At 63.2% G+C, this 18,095-nt stretch carries 16 protein-coding genes; 7 read left to right on the forward strand and 9 right to left on the reverse strand.

Going from position 1 to position 18,095, the window contains the following annotated elements; all coding sequences use genetic code 11:
- The first annotated feature begins 113 nt into the window (after window positions 1-113).
- From IB277_RS08795 to IB277_RS08810, 4 genes are all read left to right on the forward strand, one after another.
- A complete protein-coding gene (locus IB277_RS08795) occupies window positions 114-257 on the forward strand; it encodes a hypothetical protein (RefSeq protein WP_089044242.1) in 144 nt (47 codons plus the stop codon).
- A 783-nt stretch (window positions 258-1,040) separates the two neighbouring features.
- Window positions 1,041-2,039: an ABC transporter substrate-binding protein gene (locus IB277_RS08800; protein WP_034788254.1), complete on the forward strand. Its 999-nt coding sequence runs from the start codon at window positions 1,041-1,043 to the stop codon at window positions 2,037-2,039.
- 292 nt (window positions 2,040-2,331) lie between these two features.
- Window positions 2,332-3,243 (forward strand): proline/glycine betaine ABC transporter permease, encoded by a 912-nt coding sequence (locus IB277_RS08805; RefSeq protein ID WP_034788251.1) that lies wholly within the window; start codon window positions 2,332-2,334, stop codon window positions 3,241-3,243.
- Window positions 3,236-4,282, forward strand: coding sequence for a glycine betaine/L-proline ABC transporter ATP-binding protein (locus IB277_RS08810; RefSeq protein ID WP_060520608.1), 1,047 nt, complete (start codon window positions 3,236-3,238; stop codon window positions 4,280-4,282). Before IB277_RS08805 ends, IB277_RS08810 begins: the two co-directional genes overlap by 8 nt.
- Window positions 4,283-4,574: 292 nt before the next feature.
- Here IB277_RS08810 and IB277_RS08815 read toward each other — a convergent pair whose 3' ends face one another.
- Window positions 4,575-5,441, reverse strand: a complete 867-nt coding sequence (locus IB277_RS08815; protein WP_089044198.1) for a D-alanyl-D-alanine carboxypeptidase family protein — start codon at window positions 5,439-5,441, stop codon at window positions 4,575-4,577.
- A gap of 365 nt (window positions 5,442-5,806) precedes the next feature.
- On the opposite strand from IB277_RS08815, the gene IB277_RS08820 reads away from it, so the two are divergent.
- Window positions 5,807-7,165: an O-antigen ligase gene (locus IB277_RS08820; RefSeq protein WP_192370946.1), complete on the forward strand. Its 1,359-nt coding sequence runs from the start codon at window positions 5,807-5,809 to the stop codon at window positions 7,163-7,165.
- Between the two features lie 65 nt (window positions 7,166-7,230).
- Window positions 7,231-8,247: a betaine--homocysteine S-methyltransferase gene (gene bmt, locus IB277_RS08825; protein WP_192370947.1), complete on the forward strand. Its 1,017-nt coding sequence runs from the start codon at window positions 7,231-7,233 to the stop codon at window positions 8,245-8,247.
- An 88-nt stretch (window positions 8,248-8,335) separates the two neighbouring features.
- Here the strand turns inward: bmt and IB277_RS08830 are convergent, their stop codons facing one another.
- From IB277_RS08830 to IB277_RS08840, 3 genes are all read right to left on the reverse strand, one after another.
- Window positions 8,336-10,303: an acyltransferase family protein gene (locus IB277_RS08830; protein ID WP_192370948.1), complete on the reverse strand. Its 1,968-nt coding sequence runs from the start codon at window positions 10,301-10,303 to the stop codon at window positions 8,336-8,338.
- A gap of 168 nt (window positions 10,304-10,471) precedes the next feature.
- A complete protein-coding gene (locus IB277_RS08835; protein ID WP_090294014.1) occupies window positions 10,472-11,602 on the reverse strand; it encodes an aminotransferase class I/II-fold pyridoxal phosphate-dependent enzyme in 1,131 nt (376 codons plus the stop codon).
- 104 nt (window positions 11,603-11,706) lie between these two features.
- On the reverse strand, window positions 11,707-12,342 hold the full coding sequence (locus IB277_RS08840; protein ID WP_090294015.1) for a transcriptional regulator: 636 nt from the start codon (window positions 12,340-12,342) through the stop codon (window positions 11,707-11,709).
- Between the two features lie 205 nt (window positions 12,343-12,547).
- Here IB277_RS08840 and IB277_RS08845 point away from each other — a divergent pair, with 205 nt between their 5' ends.
- Window positions 12,548-12,895, forward strand: coding sequence for a hypothetical protein (locus tag IB277_RS08845; RefSeq protein WP_110818615.1), 348 nt, complete (start codon window positions 12,548-12,550; stop codon window positions 12,893-12,895).
- 257 nt (window positions 12,896-13,152) lie between these two features.
- On the opposite strand, the gene IB277_RS08850 is transcribed toward IB277_RS08845, so the two are convergent.
- The 5 genes from IB277_RS08850 to IB277_RS08870 form a co-directional block, all read right to left on the reverse strand.
- Window positions 13,153-15,195, reverse strand: coding sequence for a VWA domain-containing protein (locus tag IB277_RS08850; protein ID WP_210339593.1), 2,043 nt, complete (start codon window positions 15,193-15,195; stop codon window positions 13,153-13,155).
- 2 nt (window positions 15,196-15,197) lie between these two features.
- Window positions 15,198-15,725 (reverse strand): RNA polymerase sigma factor, encoded by a 528-nt coding sequence (locus IB277_RS08855; protein WP_192370950.1) that lies wholly within the window; start codon window positions 15,723-15,725, stop codon window positions 15,198-15,200.
- A 134-nt stretch (window positions 15,726-15,859) separates the two neighbouring features.
- Window positions 15,860-16,609 carry a phosphodiester glycosidase family protein gene (locus IB277_RS08860; protein WP_112976525.1) on the reverse strand — a complete coding sequence of 250 codons (750 nt, stop codon included), beginning with the start codon at window positions 16,607-16,609 and terminating at the stop codon, window positions 15,860-15,862.
- 90 nt (window positions 16,610-16,699) lie between these two features.
- Complete coding sequence (locus IB277_RS08865) at window positions 16,700-17,251, reverse strand: hypothetical protein (RefSeq protein ID WP_134886575.1); 552 nt, start codon at window positions 17,249-17,251, stop codon at window positions 16,700-16,702.
- 129 nt (window positions 17,252-17,380) lie between these two features.
- Complete coding sequence (locus tag IB277_RS08870) at window positions 17,381-18,085, reverse strand: 4Fe-4S dicluster domain-containing protein (protein WP_134886576.1); 705 nt, start codon at window positions 18,083-18,085, stop codon at window positions 17,381-17,383.
- Window positions 18,086-18,095 lie beyond the last annotated feature (10 nt).

Raw genomic sequence — 18,095 nt, forward strand, 5'->3', positions numbered from 1 at the left:
ATGCGACATGGCGTGGCGAGTTTGGCATTCAATTTTTTGCAGCGCACTCCTATATCAGCGGCATAGCAACACGCCCCGGAGGATAGGCCTCCGGCCTCTCAAGGTTCATGTCCATGCTGTATATTTTCAGCAAGCCCAATTTCGTTCAGATCGCCTGGAACTCGAAGGTTCCGTCCAGCCAGTCGCGCGTACGCAACCTCGTCGTCGACGCGCCCTTCGGCCCGCTCGGCGTCATCCGCACGTCGAACGTCGGCTAACGCCAGCGATCGGGGCGGAAGCCCCTTCGAGCTCTCCTCCCAGAGCCTCCTCCACCGCCCCTCCGGGGCGGTTTTTTTATGTCCGGCATTGGCCCTGAAATGCGAAGGCCGCATCAACCTCTTCAAGAGGGATGCGGCCGCCAAAAAACGCCTGGTCACTTCGGAAAAACACACCGAAGGTTCGCTCAAAGTCCGGGACGCACAAACCTGATCCGGACCGGCGGCAGTCCCCCGCCGCGAGAAGAACAATTAGCTGGACATCGTTACCGGATGGTTAGTGAGGATTTAACCAAAGATGAATTCCGGACTTTTTTGTAAATTTTTCGCGACATGCGCGCCATTTGGCGTGACGCAATCACGACAGGAAACGTCAGGATCTCGACAGGGTTCTGAGGTCCGTGGCGCCCAGCGCCATTTTTTGCGGCAAGAATTGTCGCTATTGCTTAAATTCGGGGTCTCTCACGCACAAAATACGCGCTTCGGCGATGTCGCAGACAGAACGCACGAGACCCCGTCCTTCCCGGTCAACCGATTGAAGAGGTTGATTTCTCAGCGAGAAACCTTAGGCTTGGTTTGCGGTATAAGAGGAGATTGGCTGGCGACAGGGTTCCGCGGCCAGGGCTGAATACGAACTCCCGCACCGTCCGCAGCAAGGGTGAACCTTGGCTTGTTTGATGCCGAACCCCCGGCTGCATCGTTGTTTCGGGTGACGGAGGATGTCGCGTCCGCCGTGGATTCCCGTTTGGATCTTGGCTGCAAAATAAGACTGGGAGGTCTTGCAACATGAAGAAACTCCTCGCTTCCACCATTCTCGCCGCTGGCCTCTATGCCATGGCGGGTTCCGCGCAGGCCGCGGAATGCGGTGAAGTCAGCATTGCCGAAATGAACTGGGCTTCTGCCGGCGTCGCCGCCCAGGTGGACAAGTTCATTCTGGAGAACGGCTACGGCTGCACGGTGACGCTGGTCACCGGCGACACCATGCCGACCTTCGCTTCCATGAACGAAAAGGCGCAGCCCGACATGGCGCCGGAACTCTGGGTCAACGCCGTGCGCACGCCGCTCGACGCTGCGATCAAGGAAGGCCGTCTCATCGAAGCCGCCAAGATCCTGAGCGAAGGCGGCGTCGAAGGATGGTGGATCCCGAAATTCCTCGCCGACGCGCACCCGGACATCAAGACGGTGCAGGACGCGCTGAAGCACCCGGAACTCTTCCCGGCACCGGAAGACTCGTCGAAGGCCGCCGTTCACAATTGCCCGTCCGGCTGGAACTGCCAGGTCTCGACCGCCAATCTCTATCGCGCGCTGAACGCGGAGAAGGACGGCTTCCTGCTGGTTGATACCGGCTCGGCTGCCGGCCTCGACGGCTCGATCGCCAACGCGTTCGAAAAGAAGACCGGCTGGCTCGGCTACTACTGGGCACCGACCGCCATCCTCGGCAAATACGAGATGACCCGCCTCTCCTTCGGCGTCGATCACGACAAGGCCGATTGGGACGCCTGCACCGCCGTGCCGGATTGCCCGAGCCCGAAAGTCAATTCCTACCCGGTTTCCGACGTTTACACCGTCGTGACCAAGTCCTTCGCCGACAAGGCGAGCGTCGCCATGGACTACGTCAAGGCGCGCAAGTGGGACAATGGCACCGTCAACAAGGTTCTCGCCTGGATGGACCAGAACCAGGGCACCAACGAGGACGGCGCCAAGCACTTCCTCGCCGAGTTCCCGGATATGTGGACACAGTGGGTGAGCCCGGAAGTGGCCGAAAAGGTCAAGGCAGCGCTCTGACCGAAAATGACGGCAGGCGGACCGTGGAATCGGCCGCCTGCCCGTTCCGGTTTTGATGCCGGGACAGGGAACGATGGGGCGTCCTTGCGGGTTTCGTTTGAACGTTCATCGTCTCAGAGGCGGCGAACCGGGAGCCTTCGCGTCGCTATCAGGTAAGCGGATGACACATTTCGCTGCCACAGTTTAAGTGCCGGGACCCAAAGAGGTCACCCAAGTGTGCGCCGTCATCGAGCCTTTCGATGCCGAGACGCGGCCGGCTTAAAAAAAACTTCCGGCCAAGAAGGGGAAACAAATGGCCTCCATCTGCAGTGTCTTGCCAGCGTTGCTCTGCAAGTTCCCTGCCATTGACGAGAGCACGATCCGGCTCGCCCGCAAGGCTGTCGATGATAGCTTCAAGGGCTTCGTGCGATCCTATGGTAACGCCATCGACACGGTGGTCCAGCCGCTTCAATGGTTCCTGAACTACCTCGAAAGCCTGTTCGTCGGCTCCCCCTGGATTGTGATCCTGGCGGCGATGACCGCGATCGTCTATTTCGGCAGCCGCAACATCAACGTCACCATCGGCACCGCGCTGTCGATGATCGCCATCGGTCTTGTCGGGCTTTGGAATGACACCATGGTCACGCTCGCCATGGTCACCGTCTGCACACTGATCTCCATCCTCATCGGCATTCCGATCGGTATCCTGATGGCGCGCTCGGACCGGGTGCAGTCCTTCGTCAATCCGATCCTCGACGTCATGCAGACGATGCCGAGCTTCGTCTACCTGATCCCGGTCGTCATGATCTTCGGCATCGGCAAGGTGCCGGGGCTGATCGCCGTCGTCATCTACGCGGTGCCGCCGATGATCAGGCTCACCAATCTCGGCATCCGCCTCGTCGACAAGGAAGTGCTGGAAGCGGCCGACGCCTTCGGCTCCTCGACCTGGCAGAAGCTGAAAAACGTGCAGATGCCGCTGGCGTTGCCGACCATCATGGCCGGCATCAACCAGACGATCATGATGTCGCTGGCGATGGTCGTCGTCGCATCGATGATCGGCGTCGGCGGCCTCGGCAAGAACGTGCTGCAGGCGATCGCCAACCAGTTCTTCACCGTCGGCTTCCTCAACGGCTTTGCCCTTGTCGGTATCGCCATCATTTTCGACCGTACCAGCCAGGCCTTCGGCAAGCGGCTGCAAAAGCACTCGGAGGTTATCCATGGCTAGTCACGCGATCGAGGTGAAGAACCTCTACAAGATCTTCGGCCCCCGCGGCGTCGACTTCGTCGATGCCGTCAAGAAAGGCATGGGCAAGGCCGAGCTCAACGAGCAGCACGGCCACGTGCTCGGCCTGCAGGACATCAACATTTCCATGCCCGCCGGCAGCGTCATGGTGGTCATGGGTCTCTCGGGCTCCGGCAAGTCGACGCTGATCCGCCACATCAACCGGCTGATCGACCCGACCGCCGGCGAAGTGCTCTATGACGGCGTCGACGTCTGCAAGATGAACGACAACGATCTGCGCGAATTCCGCCGCCACAAGACGGCGATGGTGTTCCAGAAGTTCGCGCTGCTGCCGCACCGCACCGTGCTCGACAACACGGTCTACGGTCTCGAAATCCAGGGTGTGGAACGCAAGGAGAGCGAGAAGCGCGCCCGCGGCTGGATCGAGCGCGTCGGTCTCAAGGGCTTCGAGAACCATTACCCGAACCAGCTGTCGGGCGGCATGCAGCAGCGCGTCGGTCTCGCCCGCGCGCTGACCAACGATGCCGACATTCTCTTGATGGACGAAGCCTATTCGGCGCTCGACCCGCTGATCCGCGTCGACATGCAGACGGTGCTGCTCGACCTGCAGAAGGAACTGAAGAAGACCGTCGTCTTCATCACCCACGACCTCGACGAGGCGCTGCGCCTCGGCGACAAGATCGCGATCCTGCGCGATGGCCGCGTGGTGCAGCAGGGCACCGGCCAGGAAATCGTGCTGTCGCCGGCCGACGACTACATCACCGCCTTCGTCAAGGAAGTGAACCGCGGCCGGGTGATCAATGTCGAGACGATCATGCGGCCGATCTCCGGCAATGCCGAAGGCGTGCCGCTTGCAACCGGCACGGTACTGGAATCGGCGGCGCGCACGATGACCGCTGCCCGTGTGGGAACCGCCCACGTGGTCGATGAAAACGGCCGCCCGATCGGCGCCCTCGACCTTTCGACGGTCATCGCCGCGATGGTCACGCCGGTCAGCCACGAGGATCGCGCTGCGGCTTGAGACAAGCGATGATTGGGGCAGCGACCGACGCGGCCCCTCATCCGCCAGCCGGCACCTTCTCCCTCCCCGTCATGACGGAGAGAAGGGATTTGCGGCGATGCCGCGCTCCCAATCTCTGACAGGCTGCCCGGCGGTCAGTGCCCGACGACATCCTATCGTTTTCCCGACCTCATCATGGCCGCCTCTGGCGGCGGCCAAGCGACGGACGGCGAACGTCAGCCCTCGTCCCCTCGCCCCGCCTGCGGGGAGAGGGTTAGGGTGAGGGGCAAACCTCAGAAAGTGGTCGGAGAGATCAGTTCGTGGTGGTCGTCGCCGCTGCAGCAGCCGGTTCAGTGACGCTGGCAGCGCTTGCGTCTTCCTTCGGCGGCAGGAACTTGTCGAGCAGCGCGATCATGTCGTCGTCGCGCGACTGCGCCGTCTTGCCGCCCATGACGACGGCGACGAGGCGGGTGTCGCCGCGCTTGGCCGAGGTCACGAGATTGTAGCCGGAGGCGTCGGTGTAGCCGGTCTTGATGCCGTCGACGCCTTCGTAGCGCTTCATCACGCCGTTGTGACCGCGCAGCTTCATGCCACGAAACTCGATCGTCTTGTTGGCGAAGAGCTGGAATTCCTGCGGAAAGTCGCGCATCAGCGCGAGGCCGAGCGTCGCCATGTCGCGCGCCGTCGTCACCTGGGCCGGGTCCGGCAGGCCGTTGGCGTTCTTGAAGACGGTGCTGGTCATGCCGAGCGTCTTGGCCTTGCGGGTCATCATCTGGCCAAAAGCGGTCTCGTTGCCGGCGAGCGTCTCACCGATAACGACGGCTGCGTCATTGGCCGAAAGCACGACCATGCCCATGACCGCTTCGCGCACGGTGATCTGGCGACCGGCGCCGACGGCAAGCTTGAACGGCTCCAGGCTGTTTGCGTGCTCGGAAACCGTCAGCTTCTGGTCCCATTGCAGGGTGCCGCTGCGCAGCGCTTCGAAGGCGAGATAGATCGTCATCATCTTCGTCAGCGACGCCGGGAAGTTCAGCTCGTCGGCATTGTCGGCCTCAAGGATCGAGCCAGTGTCGGCGTTGACGACAAAATGGGCCTGCCCGGCGGCGGCAAAGGATGCGCTGCCAAGCAGCAGGCTTACGGAGACCGCCGCGGACGCGACCATACGGATAAGGGACTGCATATCGTGTTTTCTCGTTTCGACGCTATCGAACGACCTCGGAACGAAAATCGAGATCGAATTATGGAAGACGGACCGCGAAATACGGCAAGGGCCGCGTTTTCCACACGGCCAATATACCCTAGCCTTTTAAGGGCATGGCGACCGGGCGGCAAGCACCTGCGGCAATCGGCGCGCAAATATCGGGACCGGTAATGCCGCGCCTGCCGATCCCGCCCGGGCGGCTCGTCCACCGTTTCACCGAGGTTTAACCTGATTGCGCCAAGGTGCGGATCTCCCAAGGCCGGCCCTGTCCGAACGACAGGACCGCCCGGGGTCATGATCACCGATGCCGAACCGCGTCCCAGTCATTCGTTTTTTAAGCCGCCATGCACCCGAACACAGCCACGGCAGACACCTCCACCGCGCGCCAGCGCGTGCCGGAGGCGTTCGATGCCGGGCTGGCGGAACTCGTCAACGGCCTTGCCGCGCTGCTTTCGGGCCTTGGTCTGTTCCTCATCGTCTTCACGCTGATCCCGTTTCAGGGCGCGGTGACGACGGATCCGAACGCGGCGAACGAAGGCAACATCATCAACCAGGTCGGCTACCTGGTGCTCGGCGCGGTCTATCTCTTCGCCATGCTGCTCACCGTCGACCGCCGGGTGCTCGCCCGCCTCGTCTCTCCGGCCTGGATCGCGATCTTCGCCATCGCCTACCTCTCCTGCCTGCAGTCCTATGACCCGGCCGCCTCCGCCCGCGGCCTGACGCTGAGCCTCGTCGCCATGATCATGGTGGCGGGCGTGCTGGTGCTGCCGAAGAGCGAGCGCGATTTCGTCAACGCCGGCGCCAATGCGATCCTGCTTCTGATCCTGATCGACTACGCCGCTCTCTTCGTGGCACCCGACCGCGCCATCCATTCGGTCTTCGGCGACGAGCCCTGGCATGCCGGTTTCTGGCGCGGCCACCTCCTGCACAAGAACGTCTCGGCGCCGGTCTTTTCCATCCACTGCATGTTCGGCATTTATTGCCTGCGCGCCGGCGCGCCGCTTCGCGGCTGGGCGATCACGCTGCTGGCGGCCAATTTCGTGCTGCACACCGGATCGAAGACGACGATCGGATTCCTGCCGATCGCGATCGGCCTCGTCTTTGCCGGCCGCGCGGTGCGCAGCCCCGGGCTGATGATCCTTGCCCATCTCGCCATGTCAGTGCTGGTCTTCGGCCTGACGCTCGGTACCATCTATTCCGACACGCTGCTTTCGATCACCAAGGGGCTGATCGACGATGCGACCTTCACCGGCCGCGACGACATCTGGAAATTCGCGAGCGCCAGCATCGCCGAGCGCCCCTGGCTCGGCCAGGGTTATGCGAGTTTCTGGCTGTCGCCCGTGATCATGGGCATGGAGGCGAATTTCGAGGCGAGCTGGGACGTGCGCGGCATCGTCACCGGCCACAACAGCTATCTCGACGCGGTGCTGATGTTCGGCCTGCCCGGCGGCATCCTCATGACCACCCTGCTTTTCGTCAAACCGCTCTTCGACTACGCACGGGCCTATCGCCGACCGCAGGGCCGCATCTTCGCCGATTTCTGCGTCATGGTGGTGATCTTCATGACCTACAACGCCATGCTCGAAAGCTTCTTCCTCAATCGCGCCGATCCGATGTGGCTGCTGACGGCACTTGCCGTCTTCGGCCTTGGGCTCGCCGGCCGCATGAGCATGCGCGCCGAACCGGAAGCCTCCCGTCGCTGAACGCTTGCCAAGACATAAAGATATCTTTATATCTTGTTGCAATCTATTCTAGCCGGGAAAAACCGATGACCGCAGCCTCCAATGCCCTCTCCGCTCTCATCGCCGAAAGAGGCGTTCTTCTCGCCGACGGCGCCACCGGCACATCGCTCTTTGCCATGGGCCTCGAAGCAGGCGAAGCGCCGGAACTCTGGAACGAAACGAAGCCGGAGAACATCACCAAGCTGCACCAGGATTTCGTCGACGCCGGCGCCGACATCATCCTCACCAACACCTTTGGCGGCACCCGTCACCGGCTGAAACTGCACCAGGCCGACGACCGCGTGCATGCGCTGAACAAGCGCGCCGCCGAGATCGCCCGTGCGGTTGCCGACAAGGCATCGCGCAAGGTCATCACCGCCGGCTCCGTCGGCCCGACCGGCGAACTCTTGATCCCGCTCGGCGCGCTTTCCTATGAAGATGCGGTTGCCGCCTTCGTCGAGCAGATCGAAGGCCTGAAGGCTGGCGGCGCCGAAGTCGCCTGGATCGAGACCATGTCCTCGCCGGACGAGATCCGTGCGGCCGCCGAAGCGGCCGCCAAGGTCGGCCTTCCCTACGTCTATACCGGCTCGTTCGATACCGCCGGCAAGACGATGATGGGGCTGCATCCGAAGGACATCCATGGCGTTGCCACCGAGTTCGGCGACGGCCCGGTCGCCGTTGGCGCCAATTGCGGCGTCGGTGCTTCCGACATTCTCTCCTCGCTGCTCGACATGACGGAGGCAGCACCCGAGGCGACCGTGATCGTCAAGGGCAATTGCGGCATTCCGGAATTCCGCGGCTCCGAGATCCACTATTCCGGCACGCCGCCGCTGATGGCCGAATATGTGCGCCTTGCGGCCGATGCCGGCGCCAAGATCATCGGCGGCTGCTGCGGCACCACCTGCGGCCACCTCGCCGCCATGCGCGTCGCACTCGACGAACACGTGCGCCGCGAACGCCCGACGCTCGACCTGATCATCGAAAAGATCGGCCCGCTGCGCAACAAGACCGCCAACGAAACGGCGGCCGCGCCTGCCCGCGAGCGCCGCAGCCGCCGCGCCTGATCAAGCCAGGCAAGGCAAATCGACAAGCAAACGCCCCGGCATCGAAAGATCCGGGGCGTTTTGTTTATGCGTCGATGTGGCGGCTGTCTTAAAGCGCGGCGTTGTCGAAGGCCTTGGCGTCCGTTGCCCGCTCAGCCACGGGCCTGCCCTTCGCCGCCTCGATGAAAGCTCGGTAGAAATCGAAGGCGCGTCCCATCTGGCGGGACCCTTCCTTGGAGAAGTGCCCGAAGTCCTCGAAGAGCGCGACGCCCTTGTCCTCGATTTTGCAGCTGTCGTCGTCGCAGAGATAGTCCATGAAGCTGACGACGGGATACTCGTCGGCGATATCCGCAACCACGTTCAGGACATCGCGGTCATATTCGCGAACGGTCTTTAGCACCGGCTCGCAGTGCCGGTCCGACAGGCTGAGCAGACGCGCTCTTGCAACGCAGAGCCCGGTATCGCGGCCGTCATGCGGCGTCGGCGCGACGAAGACGGGTTCGAAGCCGTTCGAGCGCAGCCAGGCAAAGGTTGCCCGCAGGCCGTCGATGAGAAGCTTCGTCTCGGTCGTCACCTCGCTGCGGCCATCGACCAGCACCTTCTCCTCCTTCAGGTACTGGCTGAGCTGCGAGGACAGAACGACGTAGCGGATCGACCGGTTGGCAAGCAGGAAACGGCGGACCTCTTCGTTGTAGCGGGCGCAATCGTCGGACCAGTCGCGACCGAGCCGCGGCATGATCGGCGACAGGTTCAAAAACGGCCCGCAATTATTCTTGGCAAGCTGCACTAGTCGCACGTCCGGCTTCGACGCGATAATGCCGTCGACGAGGTGCCGGGCGAAGGAATCCCCCCAGACCGCGACCTCGGGTTTCGGGTTAGAGGCGCAGCGCAGGTCGGCGACGGCATCGCATTTCTTGCCGAGGCCGACGCTCGGCTCCGAAAGCTGCGCAAGTTCGCGGTTCCGGGCGGCGAGACCGTCCGAACCGTCGAGCGTGAAGCCGAAGGCGATCGCCGCCGATCCGGCCGCAAGCGTGGCGCCAAAAACCGCGCGACGGCTGAAGCGGCCCGGCTTGCGGAAGGGCTGCTCGACGAGACGCCAGCTGAGATAGGCAAGTACGAAGCAGAGCGCGATCAGGAGCGCGTAGCCTTCGGCCGGAATGTCCTCGATCGACCGCAAGCGCGCGAAGGCAAAGACCGGCTGATGCCAGAGATAGAGGCTGTAGCTGATGAGCCCGATCGCGACCAGCGGCTTCAGCGACAGCAGCCGGCCGACGACGGTATCGCTGCGGCCGAAGGCGAGAACCAGCGCGGTCCCCAGCACCACCGGCACGGTCGTCCAGCCGGGATAGAAGGCCGATTCCACCACGAACAAATAACTCGCGACGATCGCCAGCAGACCGAGGGCTGACAGAAGCTCGCGGCTGCCTTTCGAAAGATCGAGCTTTTCGACGCCGACGAGCGCAAGCAGCGCACCGACGCCGAGTTCCCAGAACCGGCTTGGCAGCAGGTAGAAATTCGCAGCCGGGTCCAGGTTCGCAAAGACCTGGGTCGCCGCAAAACTCAGGAGCACGAGTGCCGCCACCACCTTCAACAGCGTTGCCCGCGAGAAGCGGTGAAGCAGCAAAAGCAGAAGCGGGAAGACCAGATAGAACTGTTCTTCGACCGCCAGCGACCAGGTGTGCAGCAGCGGCAGCAGCGCCGTGCTCGGCGCGAAATAGCCGGTCTGGTCCCAGAAGAAGAAATTCGAGGCGAACAGGTTCACCGCATAGAGGCTCTTGCCGAAGCTGTTGAGTTCCTCCGGCAGCATCCACATCAGCGCGAAGGGAATAGAGACGGCGCAGACCAGGAGCAGCGCCGGTGCAAGGCGACGGGCACGCCGCTCGTAGAAGCGCGCGATGCTGAAGTTCCCGTCGCTGATCTCGCGGCGGATGATCGCGGTAATGAGATAGCCGCTGATGACGAAGAAGACATCGACGCCGGCAAAGCCGCCAGAGACAAGGCCGAAATCGGCATGGAACAGGAGGACCGGGACGACGGCAAGCGCGCGCAGTCCATCGATTTCGGGTCTGTATTGCATCAGCAGAGGAAACACTCGGTGGCGGGGGCCGCTCGTTAACACAATCTTGACAATGGAACCATTGTCGCGCGGTCCGTATCCACATGCGTGCGTTCCAAGGCTCCCGGGGCATACGCCCGGGAGCGGGACCTGCGGGTAACTAGCAGGCCGAAGATGGCGACACTGGGGCTATCGCCGAATATGCCGGCGCCAGGCATCGAGCCCGACCTCGATATCCTTGCGGCCGAAACCGACGCGGAAGCGATCGGCGGCGACCGGCAGCAGATCGGATACGAAGAGGCTCGACGGCAAGAGCAGCACGCCAGCCTCCTCCACCAGCCCCCGGCAATGGCTCTCGACGCCATCGGCGCCGAGATAGCGGGCAAAGCCGACGCAGCCCCCGTCAGGTGCCCGCCACTCATAGAGATGCGGGAATTCCGCAAAGAAGGCGCCGAGCCTCTCGAGATTGGCGGCAACGAGCGCCCGGTTGCGATCGAGGATAACGGCACGCCCCTTGAGCGCGATTGTCGCCAGCACTTCCGACGGCCGCGAATTGCAGATCGACAGATAGTGCTTCATCTTCTCCATGCGTTCGAGAAGCGCATGGTCGCGGCAGGCGATCCAGCCGATCCTCAGCCCCGGCAGGCCATAGGCCTTGGACATGACATTCAGCGAGATTCCACGGTCAAAAAGTTCGGCCGCCTGCGGCAGGCGCAGCGAGGCGTCACGCTCCAGCCCGCGATAGACCTCGTCGCTGAAGAGATGAATGCCGCGCTCCGCGCAGAGCTTGGCGAGCGCCGCGAAGGTTTCCTGGTCGGCAATGGCGCCGGTCGGATTGTTGGGGAAATTCACACAGATCAGCTTCGTGTTGGGTTTCAACGCCGCACGCACGTCGGCGATATCGAGCCGCCAATTGTTCTCTGGGCGAAGCGGCACGCCGGTCACCGCGCCGGCGATCGTCACCGGAAGGGTCTCCATCGACTGGTAGTTCGGCACCGTCACGATCGCGTGGTCGGCCGGCCCGAGCAGCGCCAGCATGGCGCAATAAAGCCCCTCCTCCGCGCCGGCAAAGCAGAGGATATCGGCAGCCGTCAGCCCTTCATAGGTCGCAGCGATCGCTGCCCTCAGCGCCGGTGCGCCATAGGTCTCGGTATAGCCGAGCGTGATGTTGTCCCAGGCGGCGCGGTCCTCCGCGTCGGCAAGCGCCAGAAGATCGCTCATGCTGGTCGTCTGGCTGTCGCTCGCGGTCATATGGTGGCGGGCGCTGAACTCCCAGCGGGAGAAATGGGTTTCGAGCCGGAAATCGGGCAAGGTCGTCATGGATATTTCCTCCTCTCGCGGCTGAGGAGCACGCGAACGGTTATGGGTCAGGCAAATCCGAAGAGCCGCGAAGCGGTCTCTGTCCGAAATATTGCGCGCAGCAATCAGGGCGCCTCGCCGCGGGCCGCAGCGAGATAGTTGTAGATCGACGCGCGCGAGGCGCCGATGAGGCTGGCAAGGTGATCGACCGCGTTGCGCGTCTGGAAGAGGCCGCGTTCGTCGAGCGCTGCCACCAGCGCCACGCGATCGCCGCGCTTGAGCGCCGAGAGCGCCAGCCCCCGCTCCTTCAGCCAGCCATGCAGGGTCGCGTTGATCTCCTCGCGCCAGTCGCGCGAAAACAGCGCCTGCGGCTTCGGCTGCTCGGCGCCGGCGAAAGCCGAGAGCAGCTTCACCGCCTGATCGATCATCGACATGTCGAGATTGATGCAAAGCAGGCCGACCGCGTCGCCCGTCCCGTCGCGCAGAACGGCTGAGATCGACTTGAAGCGCCGGCCATCCCCGCCGGTCTTCTCATAGGGACCAAGCACTGCGTCAGTGCTGCCGAGGGCTGAAAATTCCTCTTCGATCAGCGAGTCTTCGCCGACCGCGCGACCGGAGAAACAGTTCCAGATCCCCGCGATCGTACCGGTTCGGAGATCGTGCAGCACAACCTCCCCATGCGGATAAAGAAGCGCGCTGATCGCAGCCGCCGTCGGCGCGTGCGTTGCAAGGATCGAGTTGAAGGCGGGTGCTATGGTCATGGCTCGCATATGCCCACACTTGGACCATTTGTCAATATTAGACTATATGTTCAACACCTGCATATTCGCCACCGCTTGCGCACCCGTGACCGCTGGCCTATCCCCAATGAAAGAGAGATTCGCTGCTTGCAGCGGTTCAACGTGCCACACCGCGCCCTTGCGTCCCGCAGAACGCACCGCGCGGCCGCAGACGGGAGACAGTGACATGAACGCCGGCCCAGCCTCCATTCCCGACCGGGACACCGTCGCCGAAAAGTTCGGGAGTTTCAGCGAAGCCGACCAGTCCTTCCTGCGCCTGCTGATGGAAAACCCCGAGCAGGACGAGCGCCTAATGGACGGCCTCTACCGCCACCTCGACATCGCCTCGGAGGCGAAGTTCCTGAATTCGCTGAAACTCGAAAAGCTCGGCCAGTGGCTCGGCAGCCATGCACCGGCGCGGCTGCAGATGCGCCTGATGGAAGCCGGACGCTCCAGCCAGCATGCGGCCTACCAGGCGTTCAAGGCGGGCCTGTCGAAAGCCGGTGGGCTGGAACGCGCCTTTCCGAAGGCTTGAGGCGACAGGGGATCGACGCTCGCGCGTGACGGGTGCCCCTCACTGTCCTGCCGGACATCTCTCCCCGCAGGCGGGGAGAGAGCCGCTAGGCGCACCCTCCGGTGCCAGGCCTCAACGTCAGCGACAATCTCAGCCTTCACGATGGGCGAAACGGTTGCCACTTGTTCCCCTCTCCCCGTCATAACGGAGAGAAGGTGCCGGCAGGCGGATGAGGGGCAAACCCTGACCACGCGGTTGAGGGCTGCCCCCACCCGACATCACTTGCCGGAACCGCCGAGCCCCTTGGAGAGCCGCACCAGATTGACGAATTCGCTGCGATAGCCGAACGGATCGGCGCCCTTGGCGGCTGCGGCGAGATCGATGACTGCGTCATAGGAATAGTCAGCGAGCGCCGTCACGCCTGCAAGCTTCTGCCCGAAGGCCGCCACTGCCACCGAGAAGCGCACGTCATTGGACGCCTCGGCGAGCGACGGCACCGCATTCGCCTCGGTCACCGGCGTGGTGATCAGCTCGCTCTTGTCGCCGTCCGGCTTCTTGTAGCGGATTTTCAGGAAAGCAAGTTCGCCGCTGTTCGGGCTTACCTCTGCCACCGACTTTTCCGCCTCTGCATAGCGCAGGTCGTCGTTGAGCACCGCTGGGCTGCCCTTCGGCGTCACCTCGTAGATCGCCGTCACGCTGTGACCGGAACCGATGTCGCCGGCGTCCACCTTGTCGTTGTTGAAGTCCTCGCGCTTCAAGGCGCGTGTCTCGTAGCCGATCAGCCGGTATTCGGCGATCGCGGCCGGATTGAACTCCACCTGCAGCTTGACGTCCTTGGCGATCGGGAAGAGCGAGGACCCCGCCTCCTCCACCAGCATCTTCTGCGCCTCGGCCAGCGTATCGATATAGGCGGCCGTGCCGTTGCCGTTCTGGGCGATCGTCTGCATCAGCGCGTCGTTATAATTGCCGCGGCCGAAGCCGAGCACGGAGAGGAAGATGCCGCTTTTGCGCTTCTCCTCGATCAGCCGCTTCAGGTCCTCGTCGCTCGACGGGCCGACATTGAAGTCACCATCCGTCGCCAGCATGATGCGGTTGACCCCGCCCTTGACGAAGGCCTTCTCGGCAAGCCCGTAGGCCGCGTCGATGCCTTCCGCACCGGCGGTCGAGCCGCCGGGCTGCAAGGTATCGATCGCAGCGAGGATCTTTGCCTTGTCCTTGACCGCCGTCGGCTCCAGCACGGTTCCGGCGTTGCCTGCGTAGGTGACGATCGATACCGTATCCTCGGGCTTCAGCTTCTCGACCAGCAGCCGGAAAGCGCCTTTCAAGAGCGGCAGCTTGTCGGGCTCGTCCATCGAGCCCGATACGTCGATCAGGAAGACGAGGTTCGCCTTCGGCGCTTCCGCCGGCACGACGTCGTAACCCTTGATCGCCACATGCATCAGCCGCGTGCCGCCATTCCACGGCGTCGGCGTCAGCGTCACCGTCGCCTTGAAGGGTTCGGCAGCGCTTGCCGGCCTCGGCCAGTCATAGGGAAAGTAGTTGACCATCTCCTCGACCCGCACGGCGTCGCGCTCGGGCATCTGCCCTTCCATCAACGAACGGCGCACGAAAGCATAGGATGCCGTGTCGACGTCGACCGAGAAGGTCGAGACCGGATCGGTCGCAACGCTCTTCACCGGATTGGCGTCGGCCTTGCCGAAGCGCTCGCGGTTTTCCACGGGTGCCGGCTGCATCTCATCCTGAACCGTGGGCGCCGGCAGGTATGTCATCTGCGGCTGGGCACCGCCGACGGCCGAGAGCGGAGCGACGCTGTCGCGCGCAACACTGTTGGCCATCGCATCGGCCTGCGCGGCAGGGGCCGCAACCTCGCTCTCGGCCTCGACGGTCGCGGGCGCCTCCACGGTTTTCGCTTCCTGCTGGCGCGCGCGTTCGTCGGCGGCCGCCTTCCTGGCGGCGACCTGGGGCTCCGGCTTTTGCCGCGCCTCTTCCTTGGTGAGTTCACCCTTCAGCGCGATCTCCTGCGCAGGCTCGCCGAAGGGCGCACCGTCACGCGTGAATTCGAACGTCAGGAAAGCGGCGGCGGGCACGACGAGAAGGGTTGCCAGTGCCGATCCTGCAAGCAGTTTCCGGTTCATGATGGGGCTCCATATCCGGTTGAAGATGGAGCTTTGACGAACCGGGCGAACCGATCCTTGGGTGGCATTCGAATTTTCTTGCGGCTCGTCGAAGGCCTGCATGGCCAAGGCGAGCGCACGGGCGCGCGCTTCCGCAGAAGCCTTCGGCGGGCTCATCCGGCCAAGCTTTTCGAAATCGTCGCTCATGGTCACACTGCCTCCTTGCCGAGCAATGTCTTCAGGCGCTTGCGCGCTTCATGCACATGCCAGGATATGGTTGCCTCCGAACAGCCAAGCACGTCGGCGGCCGCCGCATGGCTCAAGCCTTCGGCATAAACGAGCAGCACCGCATCGCACTGCTTTTCCGGCAGTTCCCGGACCGCGGCCCAGAGCGCCTCGCGCTGCTCTTCGTCGGGATCCTGAGGGGGCGCTGCCGTCGCCTGCTCGCTGGCATAGGCCTGCATGCGGCTGTGATCGCGCACCTGCCGTCGCCTATGGTCGCGCGCGGCGTTCAGCGTCAGCGTATAGAGCCAGGTGCGAAACCGGCTGGTGCCGCGAAAGCCGCGAATGGCGGCACCCAGCCGCAGGCAGACATCCTGGGCGATGTCCTCTGCGTCAGAGACGTTGCCGGACCATCGCCAGGCGACCGCATGGACAAAATCATAGTGTCGCTCGACCAGCTGGCCGAAAGCCTGTCGGTCTCCAGTTACCGCCTTTTCGACGAGTTCAGCGTCCAAATCCGTGCCCGCCCTCACCTCATTTGAACCTTAGACGTTGCAGGCTGCCCGTTCCTTGGGTGGGCGGCACATTTTTTTTCGCGGGAGGAGGAAAAGTGTGCGGTTTTCTGCCCGCATCCCGCGCCCAAGGAAAGTCAGCGTGGAAATTTTCCGACGACAGCGATGATCGGCCCCATCGGAAACAGCCGATCGTGGCGGTTGATATCAGGCGCATAGACGCTCGAAATCGTGCCGTCGAGGAAGAGCGCATTGGGGCAATCCAATGTATCGCGAAACAGCGTCGCGAAATCGTGGAACCGCACCGGGCGCTTCGAGACGACGAAAACCACCTCGCCCTCGGCCGTCACGCCGACGCCGTTGCGGGTCTTGTAGCTGGTGCTGTCGGGCAGAAAGCGCGGATGCAGCTTGCCGTCGATGACCAGCATCGGCCCGGATTGCGTGGCAAATCGCGGCGTGAGCCTGGCGTCGCGATAGGCGTCCGCCGCAATTACCCCCGCTTTGCCGTCGTCGACATAAAACACCCCGTTCGGCAAAAGGTGGAAATTGCCCCAGCCGGAATTGGTGTTGAGCGGCGCCTGCTCGCGCCCCTCCTCGATATGCAGGCCGACCGGCGACAGATCGTCGTGATACATGCCGCCGTTCATGGCGAAGCTCATATATTCTTCGCGATGGCGCAGTTCGAGCGACAGCGCCCGGAAGGAGCGGAAGGGCACGCCCGCCTGATCCTTGTTGTAGAGGCGGATATCGGTTGTCGCCGGATCGAAGCTGCAGGCGACATAGTCCTGGCCAAGGTGGCTGACATCGCGGCAGGCGCCGAGCGCAGGCCCGGCAAGACCGGCCGAAAGAACGGCACCGACGAGAAAGGGTTTTGGAAAAAGCGGCATGGCGAAAGGTCCAATCGAATCAGCCGCCAAGCATGCCTGAGATTGCGGCTTATTCTGGCGCGGGCACAGGCGAAATCATACGCTTGGCGACTAGCCGCCGACGATCGCCGCCATGGTGGTGACGAGACCGGCGATGCCGGCGAGACTTGCAAGGCCGAAGATCGCGCAAAGGCAGGCAAAGCCCCCGACGCCTGCAAGCAGATAGGATTTGGGATCGCGGTTCAGCACATCCTGCGACAGCGACAAAAGCAGCCGCTTTTCTCTGAGCGTCGTTGCCACCTTCACCGCATGGCGCCTCGCTTCTTTCTGGACCTCGCCGTAATTGTTGCCGATCGCCCAGAACGTGAGGAACAGGCCGAGCGCGCTGACGGTAAGCGCAAATTTCCTGAGGATGTCGATGGCATCGGGCAGAAGATCGCCGGTGAGAACCGAGCGGTCCACCAGCGCATCGAAGCCGGCAATGCAGGCGGTGATGACGGCCGCATGGCCGGCGCCGATCGCCAGCAGACGCTTGAAAGCGTCCCCCAAAACCTGGCTGTTGGCCGCGTGAATACTGTCAAGCCGAGATATCTGCGCTTGCACGTCCTCGCGCGACAGGTGCGGAGGATAGTTGCTCACGGATACGACTGGGCTACCTCTCATACGATGGACTCCAACGCCACGCCGTCCAGATCGTTATAAATTCGATAATATTACCTTTCCACGACACCTCCAATTTTAGTCATTTTGGAGATTTGCACCATCTTTGCGCGCCAGAGTGGAGACCGGCGCTCACACTTCAAGCGCAGACATATGGAAGCGCAACTGCTCGGGCGGGTAGCGATATTGGCTCCCGATGGGACAGGCAGCGCGCGACAGACAGCCATTCGCAAGGCAGCCGGCCCTGCCCGCGTCCGTGCGCAGATGGCCACGACAACGCCCGACATCGAAGCGTTCCCCTGCAAGCGCCGACGCCGGACAGCCTGAGATGCACGGCTTTTCGAGACAGTGGTCGCAAGGGTGGCTGGCGCTCGCTTCACCCGTCTCGCCAAGCGGGATACCGAAAGCAAGTGCGCCGCGGTAGCCGTGCCACAGGCCGAAACGCGAATGGATGAGAATGCCCAGCGGAGACGGTTTCAGGCCTTCGGCCCTCATCGCCCACTGCTGGAACGGCTGCCACGGGGGATCCGACGGAAAGAAGGGGGTCGCCCCCTGCTCGCCGGCGACCGGATTGATGACGGCCTTCGACCAATTGTCGAGCGGATCGGCGCCGCCGCCATCCGACCGGGCTTGCCGCCACGCGCTGAACGGTTGCCACAGCGAACCGCCGATATTGCCAATCAGCACCACGCTTGCCGCAAGGCGGCCATCGACGAGCAGCGGTGCGACCTCACCGGAGGCGAAATTCACGGTTCCGCGCAAAAAAAGACCGTGCGGCGCCAGCGCCGCACGGATCGTTTCGATTGTCTTGTCCGCTGTCGCGGAAGGCGCCGTCATTTCGGTTTCG

It is taken from the genome of Ensifer sp. ENS07 (assembly GCF_014852185.1).
Lineage (GTDB): Bacteria > Pseudomonadota > Alphaproteobacteria > Rhizobiales > Rhizobiaceae > Ensifer > Ensifer adhaerens.